Source organism: Curtobacterium sp. Leaf261 (assembly GCF_001422205.1).
Taxonomy (GTDB): domain Bacteria; phylum Actinomycetota; class Actinomycetes; order Actinomycetales; family Microbacteriaceae; genus Curtobacterium.
In genome coordinates, this window is the sequence record NZ_LMMJ01000010.1 from 367467 (window position 1) to 389188 (window position 21722).

The 21722-nt window shown below is 72.5% G+C and carries 21 protein-coding genes; 8 read left to right on the plus strand and 13 right to left on the minus strand.

Annotated features, from left to right (window positions below):
- Positions 1-35: 35 nt before the first annotated feature.
- Entirely contained in the window at positions 36-857 is an 822-nt protein-coding gene (locus ASF23_RS14970; protein WP_055955362.1) for a cytochrome c oxidase assembly protein, read from the minus strand.
- A 173-nt stretch (positions 858-1030) separates the two neighbouring features.
- Positions 1031-1813: an aquaporin gene (locus ASF23_RS14975; protein ID WP_055955364.1), complete on the minus strand. Its 783-nt coding sequence runs from the start codon at positions 1811-1813 to the stop codon at positions 1031-1033.
- 91 nt (positions 1814-1904) lie between these two features.
- On the opposite strand from ASF23_RS14975, the gene ASF23_RS14980 reads away from it, so the two are divergent.
- The 4 genes from ASF23_RS14980 (at position 1905) to ASF23_RS19025 (ending at position 7487) form a co-directional block, all read left to right on the plus strand.
- Entirely contained in the window at positions 1905-2360 is a 456-nt protein-coding gene (locus ASF23_RS14980) for a Fur family transcriptional regulator (protein WP_442855034.1), read from the plus strand.
- Between the two features lie 166 nt (positions 2361-2526).
- Entirely contained in the window at positions 2527-3996 is a 1470-nt protein-coding gene (locus tag ASF23_RS14985; protein ID WP_055955573.1) for a catalase, read from the plus strand.
- Between the two features lie 127 nt (positions 3997-4123).
- Positions 4124-5188 (plus strand): sodium:calcium antiporter, encoded by a 1065-nt coding sequence (locus tag ASF23_RS14990; RefSeq protein WP_055955369.1) that lies wholly within the window; start codon positions 4124-4126, stop codon positions 5186-5188.
- A gap of 49 nt (positions 5189-5237) precedes the next feature.
- Positions 5238-7487 (plus strand): glycerate kinase, encoded by a 2250-nt coding sequence (locus ASF23_RS19025; protein WP_082474206.1) that lies wholly within the window; start codon positions 5238-5240, stop codon positions 7485-7487.
- A 40-nt stretch (positions 7488-7527) separates the two neighbouring features.
- Here the strand turns inward: ASF23_RS19025 and ASF23_RS15000 are convergent, their stop codons facing one another.
- From ASF23_RS15000 to ASF23_RS15010, 3 genes are all read right to left on the minus strand, one after another.
- Positions 7528-8094, minus strand: a complete 567-nt coding sequence (locus ASF23_RS15000; protein ID WP_055955372.1) for a GNAT family N-acetyltransferase — start codon at positions 8092-8094, stop codon at positions 7528-7530.
- A 140-nt stretch (positions 8095-8234) separates the two neighbouring features.
- Entirely contained in the window at positions 8235-9107 is an 873-nt protein-coding gene (locus ASF23_RS15005; protein ID WP_055955374.1) for a VOC family protein, read from the minus strand.
- Positions 9108-9255: 148 nt separating this feature from the next.
- Positions 9256-10134: an SDR family oxidoreductase gene (locus tag ASF23_RS15010; protein WP_055955377.1), complete on the minus strand. Its 879-nt coding sequence runs from the start codon at positions 10132-10134 to the stop codon at positions 9256-9258.
- A gap of 2 nt (positions 10135-10136) precedes the next feature.
- On the opposite strand from ASF23_RS15010, the gene ASF23_RS18440 reads away from it, so the two are divergent.
- Positions 10137-10295: a hypothetical protein gene (locus ASF23_RS18440; RefSeq protein WP_156364546.1), complete on the plus strand. Its 159-nt coding sequence runs from the start codon at positions 10137-10139 to the stop codon at positions 10293-10295.
- On the plus strand, positions 10292-10954 hold the full coding sequence (gene lepB, locus ASF23_RS15015) for a signal peptidase I (RefSeq protein WP_442855035.1): 663 nt from the start codon (positions 10292-10294) through the stop codon (positions 10952-10954). Before ASF23_RS18440 ends, lepB begins: the two co-directional genes overlap by 4 nt.
- Before the next feature lie 157 nt (positions 10955-11111).
- Here the strand turns inward: lepB and ASF23_RS15020 are convergent, their stop codons facing one another.
- From ASF23_RS15020 to purD, 7 genes are all read right to left on the minus strand, one after another.
- The gene (locus ASF23_RS15020) at positions 11112-11435 is read right to left on the minus strand and encodes a hypothetical protein (protein WP_156364547.1); all 324 of its coding nucleotides are present in this window, start codon (positions 11433-11435) and stop codon (positions 11112-11114) included.
- A 57-nt stretch (positions 11436-11492) separates the two neighbouring features.
- Positions 11493-12101 (minus strand): response regulator transcription factor, encoded by a 609-nt coding sequence (locus tag ASF23_RS15025; RefSeq protein WP_055955578.1) that lies wholly within the window; start codon positions 12099-12101, stop codon positions 11493-11495.
- 197 nt (positions 12102-12298) lie between these two features.
- A complete protein-coding gene (locus ASF23_RS15030) occupies positions 12299-13516 on the minus strand; it encodes a sensor histidine kinase (protein ID WP_055955382.1) in 1218 nt (405 codons plus the stop codon).
- 56 nt (positions 13517-13572) lie between these two features.
- Complete coding sequence (locus tag ASF23_RS15035) at positions 13573-14400, minus strand: ABC transporter permease (RefSeq protein WP_235510911.1); 828 nt, start codon at positions 14398-14400, stop codon at positions 13573-13575.
- A gap of 3 nt (positions 14401-14403) precedes the next feature.
- A complete protein-coding gene (locus ASF23_RS15040; RefSeq protein WP_055955385.1) occupies positions 14404-15339 on the minus strand; it encodes an ABC transporter ATP-binding protein in 936 nt (311 codons plus the stop codon).
- Positions 15340-15473: 134 nt separating this feature from the next.
- The gene (locus ASF23_RS15045; protein WP_055955388.1) at positions 15474-16376 is read right to left on the minus strand and encodes a phosphoribosylaminoimidazolesuccinocarboxamide synthase; all 903 of its coding nucleotides are present in this window, start codon (positions 16374-16376) and stop codon (positions 15474-15476) included.
- A complete protein-coding gene (gene purD, locus ASF23_RS15050; protein ID WP_055955391.1) occupies positions 16373-17641 on the minus strand; it encodes a phosphoribosylamine--glycine ligase in 1269 nt (422 codons plus the stop codon). The genes ASF23_RS15045 and purD overlap by 4 nt, the downstream gene beginning before the upstream one ends.
- Before the next feature lie 118 nt (positions 17642-17759).
- On the opposite strand from purD, the gene ASF23_RS15055 reads away from it, so the two are divergent.
- On the plus strand, positions 17760-18122 hold the full coding sequence (locus ASF23_RS15055) for a sterol carrier family protein (protein ID WP_055955394.1): 363 nt from the start codon (positions 17760-17762) through the stop codon (positions 18120-18122).
- Positions 18123-18323: 201 nt separating this feature from the next.
- On the opposite strand, the gene ASF23_RS15060 is transcribed toward ASF23_RS15055, so the two are convergent.
- Positions 18324-21023 carry a LuxR C-terminal-related transcriptional regulator gene (locus ASF23_RS15060; RefSeq protein WP_055955397.1) on the minus strand — a complete coding sequence of 900 codons (2700 nt, stop codon included), beginning with the start codon at positions 21021-21023 and terminating at the stop codon, positions 18324-18326.
- A gap of 127 nt (positions 21024-21150) precedes the next feature.
- On the opposite strand from ASF23_RS15060, the gene ASF23_RS15065 reads away from it, so the two are divergent.
- On the plus strand, positions 21151-21642 hold the full coding sequence (locus ASF23_RS15065; protein ID WP_055955400.1) for a hypothetical protein: 492 nt from the start codon (positions 21151-21153) through the stop codon (positions 21640-21642).
- The last annotated feature ends 80 nt before the right edge of the window (positions 21643-21722 follow it).

Below are 21722 nucleotides of genomic sequence, written 5' to 3' on the forward strand. Positions count from 1 at the left end.
GCGTGCCGGGCCGGGCCGGGCCGGGCCAGCCGGGCCTACTGCCGGAACCGGTCCAGGTGCTCCTGCGTCAGGGCGTCCATCTCCTCGTCGGTCAGCGCGTCCACGGCACGGGCCTCACGGCGGTCGCTCCGCTGCCACCGGATGAAGAGCGTGATGAGCACGGGGATGTCCGCGATCTCGGCGATGAACCAGAGCAGGTCGCCCGCCAGGTGCTGGTCCCGGAGCGGCGTCGGGAACCACGCCGGCCCCGATGCCATCTCGGTGGCGTGGTCGAGCACCGAGTTCGTGATCCGCAGCACGATGCCCGGGATCGCGTCGAGCATGAGCTCCACGAACGCGAGCATGAACTCGGCCGTCACGAAGGTGCTCGAGCGGATGACGTCCGGCTCCGTGAGCGGCAGGATCAGGGCGAACCCGAGCACCGGCACGAGCACCGTGATCGCGAGCGCCCAGACCGCCGACTCCCGGATCGACGCGGCCATCGGGGTGAGCAGGATCGCGAACAGGGCGAGCGCGACGATCGGCGAGACGATCGCGTTGCCGAGGACGCGGACCGGCCGGGAATGCATCAGCCGGTCCGCCGACGCCGCCGCGCGGGTCCCTCCGCCGAGCCGCAGGAGGGCGACCGGCGCGCCGAGCGCGGCGAACGTCGGCACGGCGAAGAACAGCAGGGCGAGCCGGAGCACGAAGGCCCACCGGAGCTCGCGGTCGTAGACGCCGACGATGCCGAACTGGAGCACTGCGAAGAGCGCGACCGATGCCGCGAACGACAGCACGCGGGCGGCCGGCCACCGGTGCCCTCGACGGCGTGCGACGACGAGCCACCGGCCGTAGACCACGACCGCGGCGAGGATCATCAGGACCGCGAGCAGGTCGACGTGCCAGATGCTCCAGAAGACGGCGGGCGTTGGCGTGGCGGGCCTCCTGGGAGCGATCGACGGGTGCTCCCCATTGTGGATCCGCGAGGACGGGAGGCCCGCCCCGGCCGGGTGAGAGTCGGTTCAGCCCGGCGCGTGGTCCGCACCACGGGTCATGCGGCGGAGCGACGGTCCGTCACACGACCGATCACTCCGGCGATCGTCGCACCGAGCGCCGGGAACACCACGAACACCCAGAGCTGTCCGAGCCAGTCGGACCCGGCGAACACCGCCGTGGCGAACGACCGCGCGGGGTTCAGCGACGCGTTGTCGATCGGGATCGCGACGAGCAGCATGATCGTCAGGGTCCCGCCGATCACGATCGGCGCGAACGTCGTCGTCGCCGTCCCGGCGGTCACCCGGAGGATCACGGTGACGAAGAGTGCCGTGACGATGGTCTCGACGATCGCGGCACCGGCGAACCCGAATCCGCCGGGCGACCGTGTGCCGAACCCGTTCGACGCGAGACCGCCGTCGAGCGCGGCGGCGGCGAACCCATCGGGGCCCTGCGCCGCGAGCAACACGACGGCCCCGGCCCCGAGCGTCGCGCCCACGACCTGCGCGACCACGTAGGGCGCGACGTCGCGCCACGGCAGGCGTCCGGCGATCGCGAGGCCGAGGGAGACAGCGGGGTTGAAGTGCCCACCGCTCACCGGTCCGAACGCGGTGGCGGCGATCATCACCGTCAGGCCGAGGGTCAGCGCGACACCGAGGAACCCGGTCCCGAGGAGCCCCGTGTCGTCGCCGGACGGGAACACCGCGGTGAAGGTCGCGGCACCGATCAGGGCGAAGACGAGGAGGAACGTGCCGGTGGCCTCGGCTCCGAGGCGGGCTGTGAGCGACGACGTGTTCAGCGTTCGGTCAGGGGTGGACGGGGTAGGAATGGTTCGAGACATCGTGGAATGTTGGCGGTGAAACACTGAACACCTACCGAATGTCATGCGGTGATCGTGTGGCATAGTCTTGAGTGACTCAAGGGAGTGCATGATGACGATCGATGACATGGACGTCCGAGCACTGCAGACCGCCGGGCTCCGGGTGACCGCCACGCGTCGCGCCGTCCTCGCCGCCACGACCCGGATCCCGCACGCGGCCGTCGACCAGATCGTGTCCGCGATCCAGGACGACCTCCCGAACACGAGTCCCCAGGCCGTGTACGGCGTGCTCGGCGCGCTCACCGGCGCAGGGCTCCTCCGCCGGATCGAGCCGGCCGGGTCCGCGGCACGGTACGAGCGGCGCATCGGCGACAACCACCACCACGTCGTCTGCACGGTCTGCGGGGCCATCGGCGACGTCGACTGCGCCGTCGGGGCGGCACCGTGCCTGACCCCGTCCGAGACCAACGGGTTCACCGTGAACACCGCCGAGGTCACCTTCTGGGGGCTCTGCGCGGCGTGTGCGGCTGCCGACGACGACGTCCTGACCGACACCGTCACCGCCTGATCCCGTGCGTCGAGACGACACCACCCCGACGACCACCAGCCCGACGACCACCCGCCTGACGACCACCCGCCTGACGAATCCACCACACCGAGGAGGACCCGTGTCCGAGAACACGCCCATCACCACCAGCAACAACGGTGCCCCCGTCGCGAGCGACGAGCACTCCATGAGCGTCGGCCGTGACGGTGCCATCGCCCTGCACGACCACTACCTCGTCGAGAAGCTCGCGCAGTTCAACCGCGAGCGCGTCCCGGAGCGCGTCGTGCACGCCAAGGGCGGCGGTGCGTTCGGCACCTTCCGCGTGACCGGCGACGTCTCCCAGTACACCCGCGCAGCGTTCCTGCAGCCGGGCGTCGAGACCGAGCTCCTCGCGCGGTTCTCCACCGTCGCGGGCGAGCAGGGCTCCCCGGACACCTGGCGCGACCCCCGTGGGTTCTCGCTGAAGTTCTACACGACCGAGGGCAACTACGACCTCGTCGGCAACAACACCCCGGTGTTCTTCATCCGCGACGGCATCAAGTTCCCCGACTTCATCCACTCGCAGAAGCGTCTGCCGGGCACGCACCTCCGCAACCACGACATGCAGTGGGACTTCTGGACGCTCTCCCCGGAGTCGGCCCACCAGGTCACGTGGCTCATGGGCGACCGCGGGCTGCCGGCGAGCTGGCGCCACATGAACGGCTACGGATCGCACACGTACCAGTGGGTGAACGCCGCCGGTGAGCGCTCGTGGGTCAAGTACCACTTCATCTCCGACCAGGGCATCGACATCCTGACGCAGGACGACGCCGACCGGATCGCGGGCGAGGACGCGGACTTCCACATCCGCGACCTGTCCGAAGCGATCGCCCGTGGCGACCACCCGACCTGGACGCTCAAGGTGCAGGTCATGCCCTACGCGGACGCCGCCGGGTACCGCTTCAACCCGTTCGACCTGACGAAGGTCTGGCCTCACGACGACTACCCGCTCATCGAGGTCGGCACGATGACCCTCGACAAGAACCCGGACAACTACTTCGCGCAGATCGAGCAGGCGACGTTCGAGCCCTCGAACTTCGTGCCCGGCATCGCGGCGAGCCCGGACAAGATGCTCCTCGCCCGCATCTTCAGCTACGCGGACGCGCACCGGTACCGCGTCGGCACGAACTACCAGCAGCTGCCCGTGAACGCCCCGAAGAACCAGGTCAACTCGTACTCGCAGGACGGTGCGATGCGCTTCGACTTCCAGCAGGAGGAGGTCCCGGTCCACGCGCCGAACTCCCTCGGCGGTGCTGCCGCTGACCCCGCGGCCGCAGGGGCGACCGGTGGCTGGGAGTCCGACGGCGAGCTCACCCGCTCCGCCGCGACGCTGCACGCCGAGGACGACGACTTCGGCCAGGCCGGGTCGCTCTGGCGCGAGGTCATGAACGACGAGGAGCGTGAGCGCATGGTCGGCAACATCGTCGGCCACGTGTCGAAGGTCACGCGCCCAGAGCTGTTCGAGCGCATCTTCCAGTACTGGACCAACGTCGACGCCGACCTCGGCGCCCGCGTCCGCGCCGGCGTCCAGCCGAGCGCGCCCGGTTCGAACGAGGACCCGGAGTCCGTCGGCATCACCACCCGCACCGGTGGCGAGCAGGCGGTCACCCAGGCCTAGCGGCCGCCGGTTCCGGACGGGACCACACGGACTGGAGGGACGGTGCAGGTGATCCTGCACCGTCCCTCCAGTGCGTTGTGCGGATGCAGTCCGGACGGTCCCCGTCCAGGCGGGTTGCATCGCAGCCGTGCACGCACTCCCGCTCTGGCTCCTGGTCGTCATCTTCGTCGCGGGCGCGGCCGTCATCTGGGTCGCCGGCATCCAGCTCTCGAAGACGACGGACGTGCTCGATGACCGGTTGCACCTCGGGAGTGCACTCGGCGGCCTCATCGTGCTCGCCGTCGCGACGAACCTGCCGGAGATCGCGATCACGGTGAGCGCCGCGGCATCCGGTTCGATCGAGGTCGCCGCCGGCAACATCCTCGGGGGCATCGCCCTGCAGACGGTGGTCATCGCGATCCTCGACGCATTCGGCAAGCGCGGGAAGGGGGTCAAGCCGATCACCTACCGTGCCGCCTCGCTCGGACTTGTCCTCGAAGCGATCGTCGTCGTCGCGGTCCTCGGCGTCGTCATCGCGGGCAGCCAGCTCCCGCCGACGCTCATCGCCCTCCGACTCACCCCGGACGTCGTCCTCATCGCGGCCATCTGGGCCGTCGGACTGTTCCTCGTCCAGCGTGCCGGGAAGGGCCTGCCCTGGCACGAGGACGGAGCCGCGCCCGGCGCGGCGCCGCATCAGCGCGGCCATCGAACGCGGCAACAGGCGGATCCGAAGCGGATGAGCACGCTGCGCGCGTCGATCCTGTTCGGTGTGTCCGCGCTCGCGACGCTCGTGGCGGGTGTGGTGCTCGAGCGTGCCGGAGACGCCGCATCGTCGCAGATCGGGCTGTCGGGGGTCCTGTTCGGCGCGACCGTCCTCGCGCTCGCGACGAGTCTGCCCGAGATCTCCACGGGCCTCCAGGCGGTCCGTCAGGGTGACGACAACCTCGCGGTCAGCGACATCTTCGGCGGGAACGCGTTCCTCCCGGTGCTCTTCCTCGGCGCGACCGTCATCTCCGGCCGCGCAGTGCTCCCGCAGGCGAACCCGTCCGACGTGTTCCTCACGGCCGTGGCGGTGGTCCTGACGCTCGTGTACGCCGTCGGGCTCGTGTTCCGCCCGCAGCGCCGGATCATCGGGATGGGCATCGACTCGTTCGTGGTCGTCCTGCTGTACCTGGTCGGGGTCGGCGGACTCGTGGCGATCACACTCGCCTGACGCCCTCGGCGACCGCCTCGTCGCGACGGCGGCAGGCTAGCCTGGCGCGATGCGGATCGTCGTCGCCCCGGACTCGTTCAAGGGGACCGCGGACGCGGCCGAGATCGCCCGTGCGATCGCGACCGGCTGGCGGTCCGTCCGTCCGGACGACGAGGTGGACCTCGTGCCCATGGCCGACGGCGGCGAGGGGACGATCGACGCGTTCGCGGCCGCCGTCCCCGGTGCCGAGCCCGTGCCGGTCACCGTCCGCGGTCCCGACGACCGGCCCGTGCGGACCGCCTGGCTCCGGCTGCCGGACGGGCGAGCCGTGGTGGAACTCGCCGCGACGAGCGGACTGCCGCTCCTCGACGGACTGCGGCCAGACACCGCGCACTCGGTCGGGTTCGGGCAGGCGATCGCCGCTGCGCTCGACGCCGGAGCGACCGGACTCGTCCTCGGCATCGGCGGGAGCGCATCGACCGACGGCGGACTGGGGATGCTCCTCGCGCTCGGGCTCGGCACCGATCCGGCCGACCTCGTGGACCGGGCACCCGGCGCCGACGGGCTCGACCTCGTCGCGCGGGTGGACGCTCGATCGCTCCGGGCGTTGCCCCGCGGTGGTGCGGTCGTCGTCACGGACGTCGACTCCCCACTCCTCGGGCCCGCGGGCGCCGCTCGGGTGTTCGGCCCGCAGAAGGGCGTGTCCGCCGATCGGATCGCCGCGTTCGATCACCGGCTGACCCGCTGGGCGTCGATGTTCCCGGACGTCGACCCCGCGACGCCCGGCGCCGGCGCGGCCGGCGGTGTCGGCTTCGGGCTGCTCGCCTGGGGTGCCGCCGTCGAACCGGGGGCGTCGCTCGTGGCCCGGGCCCTCGGGCTGCGGGACCGGATCCGCGACGCCGACCTCGTGGTCACCGGTGAGGGACGGTTCGATGCGCAGTCGGCCGCGGGCAAGGTGCCGGACCGTGTCGCCCGGGAGGCCTTCGACCTCGGCGTCCCGACGGCACTCGTCGCGGGGGAGGTCACCGCTGCCACCGAGGGGTTCGCGCACGCGGTCGCCCTGCGGGACCTGGCGGGGGCAGGACCGTCCGGGGACGCCGAGGACGCGCTCCGTGACCCGCTGCGTTGGACGTTCGACGCCGGGGCGGAGCTCGCGCGGCGCTTCCGCGAGCACGGTGCGAGCGGAGCAGCTGACGAACGGCACGGCGACCGCTCGGACCACGTCCTCGCCCGCGCCGTGCTCGACGCGACGGCCGGGCCCGACGCGACGGTCGGCCTCGACGCTGCGGCCGGGCCCGACGCGACGGTCGGCCTCGACGCTGCGGCCGGGCCCGACGCGACGGTCGGCCTCGACGCTGCGGCCGGGCTCGACGCTGCGGCCGGGCTCGACCGGACGGTGGTGTTCGATGTGCTCGACGGTGCGGGCAGCACGCCGACGTCGTCGCCCCACCCGTTCCTGCACCCGGTCCGGACGCTCGGCGGGATCGAGGTCTCCGCGACCCGACCGGCGGACCACGAGTGGCACGCGGGCCTCGGGTTCGCCGTGCCCGACGTTCGGGGCGGGACTGCCGGGGCCACGAACTTCTGGGGTGGCGGGACGTTCGTCCGTGATCGCGGGTACGAGCTCCTCGACGACCACGGCACGATGGTGACGGAGCATCTCGGGCCGCCCGATGGCGACGACGGGCGCCGGGCGGGCGACGGCACCGCCGGACTCGACCATGCGCTCGCGTGGCGGGACCAGACCGGCCACGTCGTGCTCCGCGAGGTTCGCTCGATGCGCTGGGCGGGCCTCCCGGCCGATGCGGTGGACGCCGGTGCCGCAGGCGCGGTCCGCGGGTGGCGACTCGACCTCCGATCCACGCTCACCGCGGTCGACGGACCGGTGTCGCTCGGCAGCCCGGGCACGAACGGACGGCCGGGCGGCGGCTACGGCGGGTTCTTCTGGCGGCTCCCGCGGTGTTCCGACGTGACCCTGTTCTGCGCGGACGGCGACCCAGGGGGTGTCGACGAGTCGCGGGTCATCGGTCGGGTGAGCCCGTGGATCGCCTGGTCGGCGCGTTTCGCGGCCGGTGCGAGTCGGGCTGGCGACGCCACGCTCGTGCTCGTACCGGACGACGTCGTGTCCGCCGCGGACCCGTGGTTCGTCCGGGTCGACGACTACCCGGCCGTCGGGTCCGCGATCGCCTGGGAGGACCGGGTCGACATCCCCGCGGGGCTGTCGGTCAGCAGGGGGTTCCGGATCGCCGTGCTCGACGGGCGGCTCGACCATGCGGAAGCGGCTGCTGTGGCGGGGACCCTCGCTGCCACGCCGCTTTGACGCGGAGTCAGGTCGCTCCGGCTCCGGCTCCGGCTCCGGCTCAGACGAACTGGCCGTTCCAGTGCAGGTCGCCGACCGGCCACTCGTCGATCGTCGCTGCCACGGGGAGGACGAGCCACCCCTCGTCGTCGACCATGGGCAGCCCGGCGCCGTCCGGGCTCAGCGCGGTGAAGGACCCGACGGTCTCGGTGAGCAGCTGCCAGCCGTTCGCGGCGTAGAACGGCACGCGGTCCTCACCCGTGCCGAGCAGCCCGAACGGCACCCCGAGGTCGGCGAGGACGTCCGCGGTCCGACGGAGCAGCTCTCGTCCGACGCCGGCGCCCTGCAGATCCGGGGTCACCGACACGAGACCGACTCCGCCGACGAGCAGGTCGTGCCCGCCGACCGTGACGAACTGCCGCCGGATGCCGAGGTGCGCGACCACGACGTCGTCGACCCTCGCGATCACCCGCCGCTCCGGCTGCATGCCGGCCCAGCTCCGGCCCCCTTGGAACCAGTGGTCGTTGTCCGGGAACGCCTTGGCGAGCATCGCCGCGATCGCCTCGTGGTCCGGGAGTCCGAGGTCTCCCTCGGGGACGACGGTCCAGTGCAGGTCGGAGGTGTTCATGCCCCCATCCTGCCCGGTCCGGCCCGTCCTGCCCGATCAGGGGTCGCCGCCGTCCCGCACAGAGGTCGCATCCGAGACGTCTGGCCCTCCGAGGCGTCTCGGATGCGACCTCTCGGCGAGCAGGAGCCGGTCCGCCCGGATCAACCGGCGGCCGTCACCTCGATGCGGTTCGCCCACGGGTCCTCGAACCCGACCGTCCGGCCGTCGTCGCGGGTGTCGACGCCCGCGTGCCGCATCCGCTCGGTGAGCGCGCCGAGATCGTCGGCCGCGGGGACCTCGATCCGGACGAGCCCGAGCCCGAGCGCCTGCTGACGACGTCCGGCTCCGCGGGAGTTCCAGGTGTTCATCGCCATGTGGTGGTGGTACCCGCCCGCGCTGACGAACAGCGCCTGGTCGCCCATCGCCGCAGTCGTGGCGAAGCCCAGCCGGTCGACGTAGAACTCCCGCGCCGACGCGACGTCGCCCACGGACAGGTGCACGTGACCGACTCGTCCGGGGCGGCCGGCCGCGAGGTCGAGGGCGTCCTGCGTCAGGTGCTCCTGGATGAACGCGTTCGGATCGAGGAAGATCGTCGCCATGTCGACCTGCCCGTGCGTCCACGACCACTCGCTCCGGTCACGGTCCCAGTAGAGCTCGACGCCGTTGCCCTCGGGGTCGGTGCAGTAGAAGGCGTTGCTGACCAGGTGGTCGGCGCTGCCCGTGAACGTGTTCGGGTACCGCGTCGCGACGGAGTACAGCGCCGCGGCGAGGTCGGCCCGCGAGTCGAAGAGGATGGCGGTGTGGAACAGTCCGGCGGCCCCGGGTGCTGCGTGCCGCATCTCGGGGGCGTGTTCGAGGATCACGATCGGGGTCGTGCCGCGGCCGAGCACCGCCCGCCCGTGCTCCTCGGCGAGGAGTTCGAGCCGCACACCCTCGCGGTAGTACCCGATCATGCGGTCGAGGTCCGCGACGCGGAGGGTCACGGCACCCATGCCGGTGTCGGGGGCGAGGAGGTCGGACGCGCTCGAGGTCATGCGACCAGTCTGCGCCCATTTGGTTGACGCGTCAACTAAATGGAGCGGCCGTCGGTCGACGACGTGACGGGATCCGGACTGGAGGGACGGGGCGGGGCCGCACCGTCCCTCCAGTCCGCGACCTGGTCACGGTGCGCGCCGCGCGGTGTCAGCCCTTCGACGAGAACCCGCCGTCGGCGAACAGGAGCTGCCCGTTGATCCACCCGCCGGCCGGGGAGCAGAGGAACGCGACGTACGCGCCGATGTCCTCCGGGGTCCCGAGTCGCCCGGCGGGGGTGTCCGACGCGCCCGATGCCCGGATCGCGTCGTCCATCCAGCCGGTGTCGATCGGACCGGGGTTCAGGACGTTCGCCCGGACGTCGAGGTCGCCGAGCTCGGACGCGGCCGCGATGACGAGTCGGTCCAGCGCGCCCTTGCTCGTGCCGTAGGGCAGGTTGTGCGCGGTGTGGTCGCTCGTCAGCGCGATGACCCGGCGGCGGTCGCGGGGAGCGGCCGTGGTCGCGGATGCTGGGGCTTCCGCTTCCGCTTCCGCTTCCGCTTCCGCTTTCGCTGCCGCATCCGCCGCCTCGTCGTCGGCTCGGAGCGCCTCGGCGTAGGCCTGGATCATCAGGAACGGCGCCCGGGCGTTCACGGCCATGTGCCGGTCGAAGGCCGCAGCGCTCGTCGTGGCGATCGACGTCACGACGCACTCGGCGTGGGACATCACGATCGCGGACACCGTGCGACCGAGCTCCTCGGCCGCGCGTGGCACCAGACCGGCCGCCTGGTCCGCGTCCGCGAGGTCGACCGGGACGCGGGCGACCCGGGCGCCGAGGGCGGTGCACTCCCCGATGACGGACTCCACGCCCTCCGGGTCGGCGCCGCCGTGCACGCGCTCGTCGTACGGACCCCACCAGCTGAGGGCGAGGTCCCACCCGTCCGCGGCGAGGGCGACGGCGAGGCCGGCGGCGATCCCGGTGCGTCGTCCGACACCCGTGATCAGGGCGACGGGGCGGTCCGTGGTGGTGTTCTCGGTGGTGTCCGGCATGCGTGCTCCTGCGGGTCGTCGTTGACATCTCGTGGATCAGATCCACAGGCTATCCGGCGGGCCTGCGCCAAGATGAGTCCATGCCCCTGCTCACCCGGCCCGCCGATCGCGCGCTGACCGTCGAGCAGGCGCGCGCCGAGAAGGTGGTGTTCGCACAGTGAGTCAGACTGACAACCCGTCGATCGACGGTGACGAGGGGGCCGCGCCGAGCGGGAGCGCGCCAGCGGGCGGCAACAAGCGTGGGCTGCGGTTCCTGCGGGACGTCGTGATCATCGTCCTCGCCGCGCTCCTCGTCTCGTTCCTCGTCAAGACGTTCGTGGTCCGGTCGTTCTACATCCCCTCGGGGTCCATGGAGTCGACGCTCCAGATCGACGACCGGGTCGTCGTGAACGAGCTCGTCCCCAAGGTCGTCGGGTTGCACCGCGGTGACGTCGTGGTGTTCGAGGACCCGGGCGGGTGGCTCGGCGCGACGGGCAAGAACGACCTGATCAAGCGGGTCATCGGGCTGCCGGGCGACCACGTGTCGTGCTGCTCGACGGACGGCAAGGTCGAGGTGAACGGTGTGGCGCTCGACGAGCCCTACGCGCAGTACCTGCCGGAGTTCGGCAGTCGTTCGCGTGCGGCCTTCGACGTCACGGTGCCGGCGGGCCAGGTCTGGGTCATGGGGGACAACCGGGGCAACTCCGCCGACTCCCGGGTGCACGGCACGGTGCCCGAGGCGGACATCGTCGGGCGGGCCGTCGTCATCACGTGGCCGATCTCGCGGTGGTCGTGGCTCGGACGGTACCCGGACACGTTCGCGGACGTGCCGAAGCCCTGACGGCCGCCGACGGCGCTGACGCGCCGGGGCCGCCGACGGCGCGGTGTTCTGAACACGGCCGTCCGTCGAGAACACGTGGATGCGGGTGTTCGGCGTGGCCGGACGTGTTCAGAACACGGGGTTGGACGGCCGACAGCTCGCGGCCGGCAGCCCGCGGTCAGCAGCCGGCAGTGCCGAGCTTGACGCTCGCGACGGCGTCGTAGGCCACGGTCGTGCGGGCGGCGCACAGCCCCGAGGCGCGGACCGTCACCTTGCCGAGCGGCACCCCCGCGAAGTCCGCCGTCTGCCCCGCGAGCATCGACTGGTGCTCGACCAGCTGACGCTGCGCGTCGAACACCTTGACCGTGTAGTGGTGTCCCTTCGCCGCGTCAGCACTCAGCGAGACGGACACCCGGCCGGTGCTGTCGTGCACGGCGCACCCCGTGAGCGCGAGTCCGGCCGCGACGATCACCGCAACAGCGGGAACGAGGCGACGGATCACGGGTCAAGCCTACGTCGGCCTCGAACAACGGCGGACCGGGCACGGTGGCCCTCGGGGTCAGCCGAGCAGCCATCCGTTGTCGGCCGCGACCCGGAGTGCCTCGGTCGCGTTGCGCGCCGCGGTCTTGCCGATCGCGGACGACAGGTGGTTGCGGACCGTGCCGACCGACAGGTGCAGATGCGCCGCGACCCCGGCCACGGTCGGGGCCGTCCGGAACGAGATGAGCACCTCGGTCTCCCGCGGGGTGAGGGGGGAGGGCCCGGCCGCGAGTGACTCCGCGGCGAGCACCGGATCGACGACCCGGAAGCCGTTCGCCACCCGTCGCACCGCGTCGGCCAGCTGTTCTGCCGGGGTGTCCTTGACGACGAACCCCGCCGCGCCGGCCTCGAGGGCTCGACGCAGGTAGCCGGGGCGACCGAACGTCGTCACGATGAGCGAGCGGCACGCGGGGAGCTCCGCAGAGAGAGCCCGAGCGGCGCTGAGTCCGTCGGCACCGGGCATCTCGACGTCGAGCAGCGCCACGGTGGCTCCGGAACGACGGGCCTCGGCCACCACGACGTCACCACGATCGACCTGTGCGACCACCTCGATGTCGGGTTCGAGCGACAGGAGCGAGGCGAGCGCACCACGGACGAGGGCCTGGTCGTCCGCGAGCAGCACGCGGATCCGCGGAGCACCCGCGGCGGCGGCGCCGCCCGAGGCGCCCGAGGCGGCGGTGCCCGCGGCGGCGGTGCCCGCGGCGGCGGTGCCCGCAGCGGCGGTGCCCGCAGCGGCGGTGCCCGAGGCGGCGGAGCCCGAGGGCGCAGCGGGCGCACCCGCGGGTACGCCCGCGGTGGCGGCTCGGATCGCGGTCCGGTCGGCGGTCATCGGCGCCCCCGCTGCACCCGCAGGAGGAAGCCGCCGAGATCGCTCGTCCCGGTCGAGATGACAGCTCCGACGGCCTCCGCGCGTTCTCGGAGCCCCAGGAGTCCGTTCCCCCCGATCCCGCCACCCGCCCGGACGTCGCCGGACGCACCCGTGCCGTCGTCCTCGACGGTCAGCGCCGTCCGGGTGATCGTCACCCGAGCGTGCGTGGCTGCGGCGTGCCGGAGGACGTTCGTCACGCCCTCCCGGAGCACCCACGCGAAGAGACTCCGGACGTCGCGCGCCGCGGCGGCCCCGTCGTCCGGCACGGACGCCTCGACCCCGGCGGCACGGAACGCGGCACAGGCAGCGACGAGCTCCGCGTCGAGGTCGGCCTCGCGGTACCCGCCGACCGCCTGCCGGAGCCCCTGCAGCGCCTCGCGGGAGAGGCGCTCGATGTCCGCGATCTCGGCCTTCGCGCGGTCGGGATCGAGGTCGACGAGCCGCGCGGCGAGCTCCGACTTCATGGTGACCACGGTCAGCGAGTGTCCGAGGACGTCGTGCAGGTCACGGGAGAACCGTGCGCGCTCCTCGACCACGGCGAGGCGGGTGAGCTCGTCGTTCGCGACGTCGAGCTGGTCCTCGGCGTCCCGCTGCCGCCCGAAGAACACCATGGACAGGCCCACCGACACCGTCACGAGCGGTGCGAACAGCAGGCCGCTGTCGGTGGCGGCGTCCCAGCCGACGACGGCGCTCACGGCGAGCTGAGCCGCGACGATCACGGCGATCCCGAGACCGGCGACCCACATCCGCAGCGCGATGAACCCGGTCAGTGACGCCACGAGGAGCCACGACCACACGGCGATCGGTCCGATCGACAGGAGCGTCAGGCCGCACAGCGCGGCGAAGGCCGTCACGATGCCGACGCGGGACGGCAGGCCGCGCCGCCACATCAGCTCCGGGACGCCGAGGTAGGCCGCGTAGACCACGAGCAGCGTCACCGATCCGAGCACGTGTTCGGCGAGCGGGCGGCCGTCGGTCCAGAGCGCGATGACGAGCAGGGACTGCCAGAGCAGCCCGAACGTGGCACCGGCGTACCAGCGCCTGCGCGCTGCGGCGACGTCGGCGGGGGTCGCGGACGGCGCGATCGCCCACGGGAACGACCGGCGCGGACGGGAGGCCCGGGGCGCGTCCGTCCGGACGCTCACCGGGGCCGTGTCGGTCGCCTCCTGAGCCATGCGACCAACGATAGGGGCGGGTCGACGGGTGTCGGGCCTCCCGTCCGGATGCGCACTCACTGGCGCGCCGCGTCGCGGCGGTACCGCCACACCACGACGGCACCGAGCACGACGGTCCACGCGAGCATCACCGTGACCGGCTCGAGGAGCGAACCGTCCGATCCGGCGCCGATCTGCCCGATCCGGTTCAGCCAGAACGACGGCAGCAGGTGCGCGACCGGGCCCATCCACGACGGCATGATCGACAGCGGTACCCAGAGCCCACCGAGGATCGCGAGGCCCATGAACACGACGACGAACATCGGCTGCGCGAACGAGGGCTTCGCGAACTGTCCGATGAGGATCGCGATCAGGGTGAACGGCACGACGCCGAGCAGGATGCCGACGCCGGCGCCGAGCCAGTGTCCGAGGCCGATCGACGCGTGCATCCCGACCGTCGCCACGAGCATCACGACGACGATCGACACGGCTGCCGTCGTGATGGCGGCGATCGTCTTCGACGCCAGGAAGGCACTGCCGGAGAGCGGGGTGACCCGGAGCTGCCGGTTCCACCCGAGCGCGCGCTCGTTGACGATCGCGAACGCCTGTCCGAGCGACGCCATCATCGCGCCGTACGACGCCATCTGCAGGGTCGTGACGACGAGCCACGGGAGGCCGGTGCTCGTGTCGACCTGGCCCCCCGAGCCGTAGGCCGCCCCGAACACGAGCAGCATCACGACGGGGACGGCGATGGTGAAGACGATCGCCCGGACGTTCCGGAGCTGTCGCTTCGTCTCGAGGACCACGTAGCGGATCGGAATCCGGCCGCGGTGGGACGGGGACGTGCCGACGACGGGGGACCCGGTCGCTGTGGTGGAGGTGGAGGAGGGGGTGGCGACGCTCATTGGTCAGGCTCCGATCAGGGGGTGGTCGACGTCAGCGGTCTGTGCCGCCGTCCGGGTGAGGGCGAGGAACGCGTCGTCCATGGTCGATGCGGCCACCGCGACGTCCCGGGCCTCGGGGAACGCCCCGAGGAGCGCGCGGAGCGTCCTGTCCGAGTCGTCGGTGACGAGCGTGACCTGCCCGCCACGGTGCTGCACCGCCGAGACTCCGGGCAGCACGGTGAGCCGCGGCTCGTCCGCCGGGACGCCGGTGAACCGGATGGTCCGGGCCGCGACGATCGCCTTGATCTCGTCGGGTGTCCCGTCGGCGACGATCCGCCCCTCGCGCATGATGACGATCCGGTCCGCGAACGTGTCCGCCTCCTCGAGGTGGTGGGTCGCGAACACGACCGTCCGCCCGGTGTCGGTGAACTCGTGCATCGACTCCCAGAAGGTGTGCCTGGCCTCGACGTCCATGGCGGCGGTCGGTTCGTCGAGCACGAGGAGCTCCGGGTCCGAGACGACGGCGACGGCGAACCGCGCGCGCTGGACCTGACCGCCGGAGAGCTTGCTCACCCGCCGGTCCGCGAGGTCCGACACCCTGGCCCGTCGGAGCGCCTCGGCCACCGGCATGGGGGCACGGTGCGCGCTCGCGACCAGCGCGACCGCGTCCTGGACCGTCATGTCCGCCAGGAGCGCCCCGCCCTGCAGCATCGCGCCGACCCGGCCGGCGACGATCGCATCGCGCGGGTCGGCCCCGAAGAGCCTGGCGCTGCCCGTGCTCGGGGTGGCGAGACCGAGCGCGAGGTCGACGGTCGTCGTCTTGCCGGCTCCGTTCGGACCGAGGAGCGCGACGACCTCACCGCGGTGGACGCTGAGGTCGACGCCGTCGACGGCGACGACACCGTTGGCACCGAAGCGCTTCCGGAGGCCGGTGAGCTGGATGACGGGGGTCTCGTTCATGCCCCCAGCGTCGCGCAGGAGCGCGGTCGACCCATGGGTGATCCGTCACGATCGTGCCGTGACGAATGTCACGGACATGACACGGACACGGACACGGATTGGAGGCACGGCGCGCGTCCGCCACGCCCGCCCGGTCAGGCGCCGAGTCGCTCCAGCAGCTCGCGGTACCTCGCCGCCGTCGTCGCGACCACGTCCGCGGGGAGCTCGGGCGGGGTGCCCTGCCGGTCCCAGTGCGCACCCAACCAGTTCCGGACGATCTGCTTGTCGAACGACTCCGTGCGGTCTCCGTCGCCGTCCGCCGCGTACACGACGGCGTCCCAGTAACGGCTCGAGTCGCTCGTGAGGACCTCGTCGGCGATCCGGATCCGCCCGTCGGCGTCGTGGCCGAACTCGAACTTCGTGTCGGCGATGATCACCCCGTGCTCGAGGGCGACGGCCGCGGCGGACCCGTACACGTGCAGCGCGAGGTCCCGCAGTGTGGCGGCGACGTCCGGGCCGACGAGCTCGACGGTCCGTTCGTAGGAGATGTTCTCGTCGTGGTCGCCCTGCTCGGCCTTGAACGCGGGGGTGTAGATCGGTGTCGGGAGCCGGTCGCCGTTCTCGAGGCCGGCCGGGAGCTCGACACCGCAGACGCTGCCGGACTCCTGGTACTCCGTCCAGCCGCTCCCCGCCAGGTACCCGCGGACGACGCACTCGATCGGGAACATGGTCAGGGGCATCACACGCATCGACCGCGCCGCGACGGACTCCGGCACCGGGGTCGCCGAGGCGGAGTCCGGCAACAGGTGGTTCGGCACGTCGGCGAGCTGGGCGAACCAGAACCGGGAGAGCCGTGTGAGGAGCTCGCCCTTGCCGGGGATGGGGGGTTCGAGCATGAAGTCGTAGGCGCTCACCCGGTCGCTCGCGACGAGCAGCAGCTCCGTCGCGGCCGACAGGGCTCCGGCTCTGGACGTGCTCGTCTCGGGGACGTAGAGGTCGCGGACCTTGCCCGAGTAGACGTGCTCCCAGCCGACCAGTGCGGCACCCGGCGTGCTCATCGGACCACCTTCGCGGCGATGTCGGTGCGGAACTGCCCGCCGTCGAGGTGGATCCGGGACAGGCCGTCGTAGGCGCGTGCTCGTGCCTCGGCGAAGTCGTCCCCGACCGCGGAGACGCTCAGCACCCGGCCGCCGGTCGCGACGAGGTCTCCGTCGAGGGTCGCGGTCGCGGCGTGCAGGACACTGACACCGTCGAGGGCCTCGGCCTCGTCGACCCCGGTGAGGCGGCGGCCGGTCATCGGGTTCTCCGGGTAGCCCTCGCTGGCGAGCACGACGGTCACCCCGGCGTGCGGGTGGAACTCGGGGTGCGCCCGACCGCCGAGCTGTCCGGTCGCCGCCTGGAACAGCAGCTCGCTGAGCGGCGTGACGAGCCGGGGGAGCACGACCTGGGTCTCCGGGTCGCCGAAGCGCGCGTTGAACTCGATGACCCGCACGCCCTGCTCGGTGACGATGAGTCCGCAGTAGAGGAGCCCGACGAACGGGGTGCCCTCGTGCTCCAGTCGTCGGATCGTCGGGAGTGCGACGAGCTCGGTCACCTCGGCGACGAAGGCCTCCTCGTTCCCCCAGTGGTCCGCGAGCCACGGCAGCGGCGAGTAGGCGCCCATGCCGCCGGTGTTCGGTCCGAGGTCGCCGTCGAGGAGGCGCTTGGAGTCCTGCGCCGGGCTGAGCGGCACGACGTCGTGGCCGTCGCTCAGGAAGAACAGCGAGACCTCTTCTCCGTCGAGGAACTCCTCGACCACGACGGGTCCGTGCTGGAGCCAGTAGCGGGCGTGCTCGAGGGCGGCGTCGCGGTCCTCGGTGACGATGACGCCCTTGCCCGCGGCGAGTCCGTCGGCCTTCACGACGTACGGGGCACCGAGCTCGTCGAGTGCGGCTTCCGCCTCGGCCAGTGTGCCGGCGTACACCGGGCGGCCGGTCGGGACCCCGGCGACCTCCATGATGCGCTTCGCGAAGGCCTTCGAGCCCTCGAGCTGCGCGGCCGCCCTGCTCGGACCGAAGACCGCGATGCCACGCGTGCGGATCGGATCGGCCACGCCGGCGATGAGCGGTGCCTCCGGACCCACGACGACGAGCTCGATGCCGTTCTCGTTCGCGTACTCCGCGACGAGCCCGCCGTTCGTCGGGTCGAGCGACACCGTCTCGACGACAGCGGCGATGCCGGAGTTGCCCGGCGCGCAGGTGATGACGTGGCCGGCACGCTCCGCGAGGAGGGCCGTGATGATCGCGTGCTCACGGGCACCGGAACCGAGGACGAGGATTCGCACCCGGCAAGCCTACCGACCGCGCCGTCGCCGCCGGTCCGGAGGCCGACCAGCGTGACCGGCACCGTGCCTCCCGGCCGACGCTCGGCACCGGCGGGGGTCCCGTGCCTATGGTGGTGTCGTGCCAGCCAGGATCATCGACCCCGCAGAGGGGCGCGCGGCGCTCGCCGCAGTGCGCGACGGCGCGACCGATCGCGCGACGACGGCGACCACCGTGCGGTTCCTGCTGCAGTCGCTCGCGGCGGCCGTCCCCGGCAACAGCGTGGAGGTCAGGGTGCCGCCGTTCGGTGCCGTCCAGGCCGTCCCCGGTCCGCGGCACACCCGCGGGACGCCCCCGAACGTCGTCGAGATGGACGCCCGGACGTGGATCGCCCTGGCGACCGCGACCCTGACGTGGCCGGAGGCGGTCGCTGCGGCGAGGGTGATCGCATCGGGGTCCCGCGCGGACCTGACCGACCACCTGCCGGTGCGCCTGCCGGACTGAGGCGCGAGGGACACTCGACTCGATTAGGTAGCACCTACCGATGTGTGCTCCGGAGTCCGTGACTACCGTGAGAGCGTCGCCGGGATTCGGACCCGACCCGAACGGGTCCGAACCCGGCGACGATCGAAACCCTACGCGACCGGTCCGACAACCGCGAGTCGGCGCGCCACGGGGACGTCCGTGCTGCCCGCGGGAGCTCGGTCAGACGAGGTCGACGAGCTCCCCGCGCGAGTGCAGACCCCACTTCGCGAAGATCCGGCTCATGTGCGCGTCCACGGTCCGCACCGATCGTCCGAGGTGCTCCGCGACCTGGCGGTTGCTGAGGCCCTGCGCCGCGAGTTCGGCCACCTCGTACTCGCGCGGCGTGAGCGGCGAGCGTCCGAGCTGCGCGATGCTCAGCGGGAACCCGTGGTCGGCGAGCTCGGTCCGCGCCGCACGCGACCCGGCGGCGTCCCCGCGCTCGACCGCCTCGCGGTAGCCGAGGTACGCCCGGGCGACCGGTGTCTGCACCCGGGCGGCCGCGGTGCGGATCCGCGTCAGCGTCGTCGTCGGGTCCATCCCCAGCGCGGACTCCGCCTCGTGCAGCATCATCAGGCCGAAGAGGGCGGGGAGCCACGCCCCGGAGCGCTCGGACCGTTCCACGATCTCGCTCGCGTGCGTGACCGCCGTCGGCCGGCCGAGCATGAACTCGGTGACGGCCATCGTCGACGGGAGCTCCTCGGCCGTGATCCGCATGCCCCGCGCCGGGATCGATCGGGCGCGATCCAGTGCGGCGGCCGACTCGACCGTCCGTCCGAGCATCACGAGCGCCAGCGCGAGACGTGCCCACGGGTACGCCGCGAACCCGCCGTGGTCGGCGACCTCGAACCGCTCACAGGCCGCCCGGAACGCGGTCGCGGCATCTGCCCAGCGACGTTCCGCGATCGCCAGGTTCCCCGTCCCGAGGAGTTCGAGCGTGTAGTCGTACTTGAAGAACGGACTCGGACGACGGCCGACCTGGAGCGTCAGGCCCGCGAGGTCGCCGCACCACATCTGCACCTGGTGCAGCACGGACGCGAGCTCGCCGAGGCTCCACGGGGCGTCCTCGACGTGGGCGCTCGCCGTCGTGATCGACGCGGCGGCCAGGGCGTAGGCCTCCGGGACGCGCCCGACGACCGCGAGGGCGATCACGCCGCAGGGTGCGAGCGTGAGGAAGTCGAGGGGCACCGCGTCGGTGTCGAGCACACCGGATCGATCCACCTCGGTGAGGACCTCGTGGAAGCGGCCGGCCCAGCCGAGGTGCGTGAGCCGGAGCATGCGGAGGCGTTCGCGCGCGGGGTCGGCGACCATCGCGGCGGCGACGTCCACGATCTCCAGGGCGCGGTCCACGTCGTCGTCGTGGAACTGGGCGAGGTTCGCGAGTCCCTCGGCCGCCTCGACGACGAGTGCGTCGTCGATCCGCCGTGGCCCCGGACCGCTCTGCTGCGCTGCGCTGCGTCCGACGCTCTTGGCGGTGGACGCCAGGTCCCACGCCCGCTCGGCGTCGTGCCGCGCGGACTCGCGGCCGGTGCTGTACGTCCTGGCCGTCGCCCGCGTGCAGAGGGCGCTGACGGACGCCGCGACGGACGTGTCCGAGCCCGCGAGGGCCGCCGATGCCAGAACCGTCGCGCTCTCGTACTCCTGCAGGCGCACCGCGACCCGTGCGGCGTCGAGTAGTTGGTCGGTCGGTGGGACGACGCCGCACTCGAGTGCCCAGAGCGACGCCCGGAGGCGCGCGGCCGGCGGTGCGCCCTCGGCCGGGTCCGCGCGGAACGCGTTCGCCCTGGCGAACAGCCGGGTCCGCCGCGAGACCGGGACGAGCGAGCGCACCACGTCACCGACGAGCGGATGGGAGGGACGCACCACCGGCGTCCCGTCGGTCGCCGTCTCGACGTCCACCGTCACGAATCCGAGTGCGACGACCCGGTCGACGTCGGCGTCCGCGACGAGGGCGAGCAGTCTCGAGAGCGGGATCGGGTCGGCCAGGGCGACGATGTCGACGACGTCGCGGAGATCACCGGAGAGCTCGGCGAGTTCGGTGCGGTAGAGGTCCTCGAGGCTCTTCGACGCGGACACCCGTCCGGGCCACCACCATCCGGTGGCCGTCCGTTCGAGCGCCCCCGAGCTGTGTGCCGCGCGGACCACCTCCCGCAGGTGCAGGGGGTTGCCGTGCGTGGCACGGTGCAGTCGGTCGAGCGACTCCGCCTCGAGCGGACCGTCGAGCGCGAGCGCCATGAGCCGGTCGGTCTCGTCGAGGTCGAGCGGCGCGAGGTCGATCCGCTCGAGCATGTCGTCCTGCCAGAGCTGCCGGAGCGGCTCGGCGAGGGCGGTGAAGTCGCGGCAGGTCAGGACGAGTCTGGCGTCGGCGTGCCGGACGAGCCAGGCCACGTAGCGCGCCGACATCGGGTCGAGCTGGTCGGCGTCGTCCACGCGGAGCAGGACGTCACGACCGACGAGGTCAGCCGATTCCCGCAGTCGGCGTTCGGCGCCCGACTCGTCGGCGAGCACCGCCTCCGGGAGGTCCCCGAAGTGGGCGATCGCCGCAGCGAACGGCTTCGCGGCCTCGTTCGGGCTCGCGGTGATGGGCAGCACGGTGACCAGGCCGGTCCGATCGGCACGGGCGACCCGGTCGACGACCGCGGCTGCGACGACGCTCTTGCCGAGCCCGGCTGACCCGACGATCGCGACGCTCCAGCGATGGTCGCCGACGACCGCGACCGCCCGGTTCTCCTCGCGGCGCTCGAGGACGGGCCACGACAGCCGGGCGGGCAGCGGGTCGTGCTCGACGGAGGCGATCGGTGCGACCGGGGCGAGCGACGCGACGGCGGCGGACCGCGACGGCAGCCGGGTGGCCCGGCCGGCGTCGCGCATCGGTTCGACCATGTCCACCCTCCTCGCTGTCGTCCGGACGGTGCCCTGCGCGTCGGCCCGGTGGCGCAGAGCAATTCTGCTCCCTGGCCGCGTTCCGTGACAGGTCGGGAGACGTCCCAAGGTGGGGGACAATGGGGACGTGAGCAGCACCGATCGTCCCGGAAGTCCGACCGAGCCCGAGGGACAGGCCGAGCCCGACGGACCGGTCGTCCCCGCGGACCGGGTCGGCGCGCCGTCGGAGACCGCGCCTGCGCCCTCGGAGACGGCATCCGCCGGCGAGGTCACGATCCGCAGGGCACCGAAGTTCGGCGTGTTCATCGTCGGCGGTGGTGTGCTGGGCTTCATCGCGACGGTCATCGTGGTCGCGGCGACGATGGACCTCGACCGTGGCGTGGCCGCATCGAACGACGGCACGACGACCTCGGCGGACGTCGGGTTCTGGGGCCTCGTCGGGTACTTCGCGCTCTACGGGGTCACCGCGGGGCTCGTGGTCGGTGCCCTCGTGGCGGTCGTCCTCGACTGGCGGCTCTCGAAGCGCGCGGCGAAGCTGACGGCCGAGCGGCTCGACATCCAGATGCCGGTCGACACGGTCGACGGCGAGGTCGACGCTGACGAGGACGACCGGCGGTAGCCCGGAGGTCGCGGACGCGACCACCTGACGGACGGCGCGTCTCGCTCGGACCGCACCGTCCCTCCAGTCCGTCAGCGGCA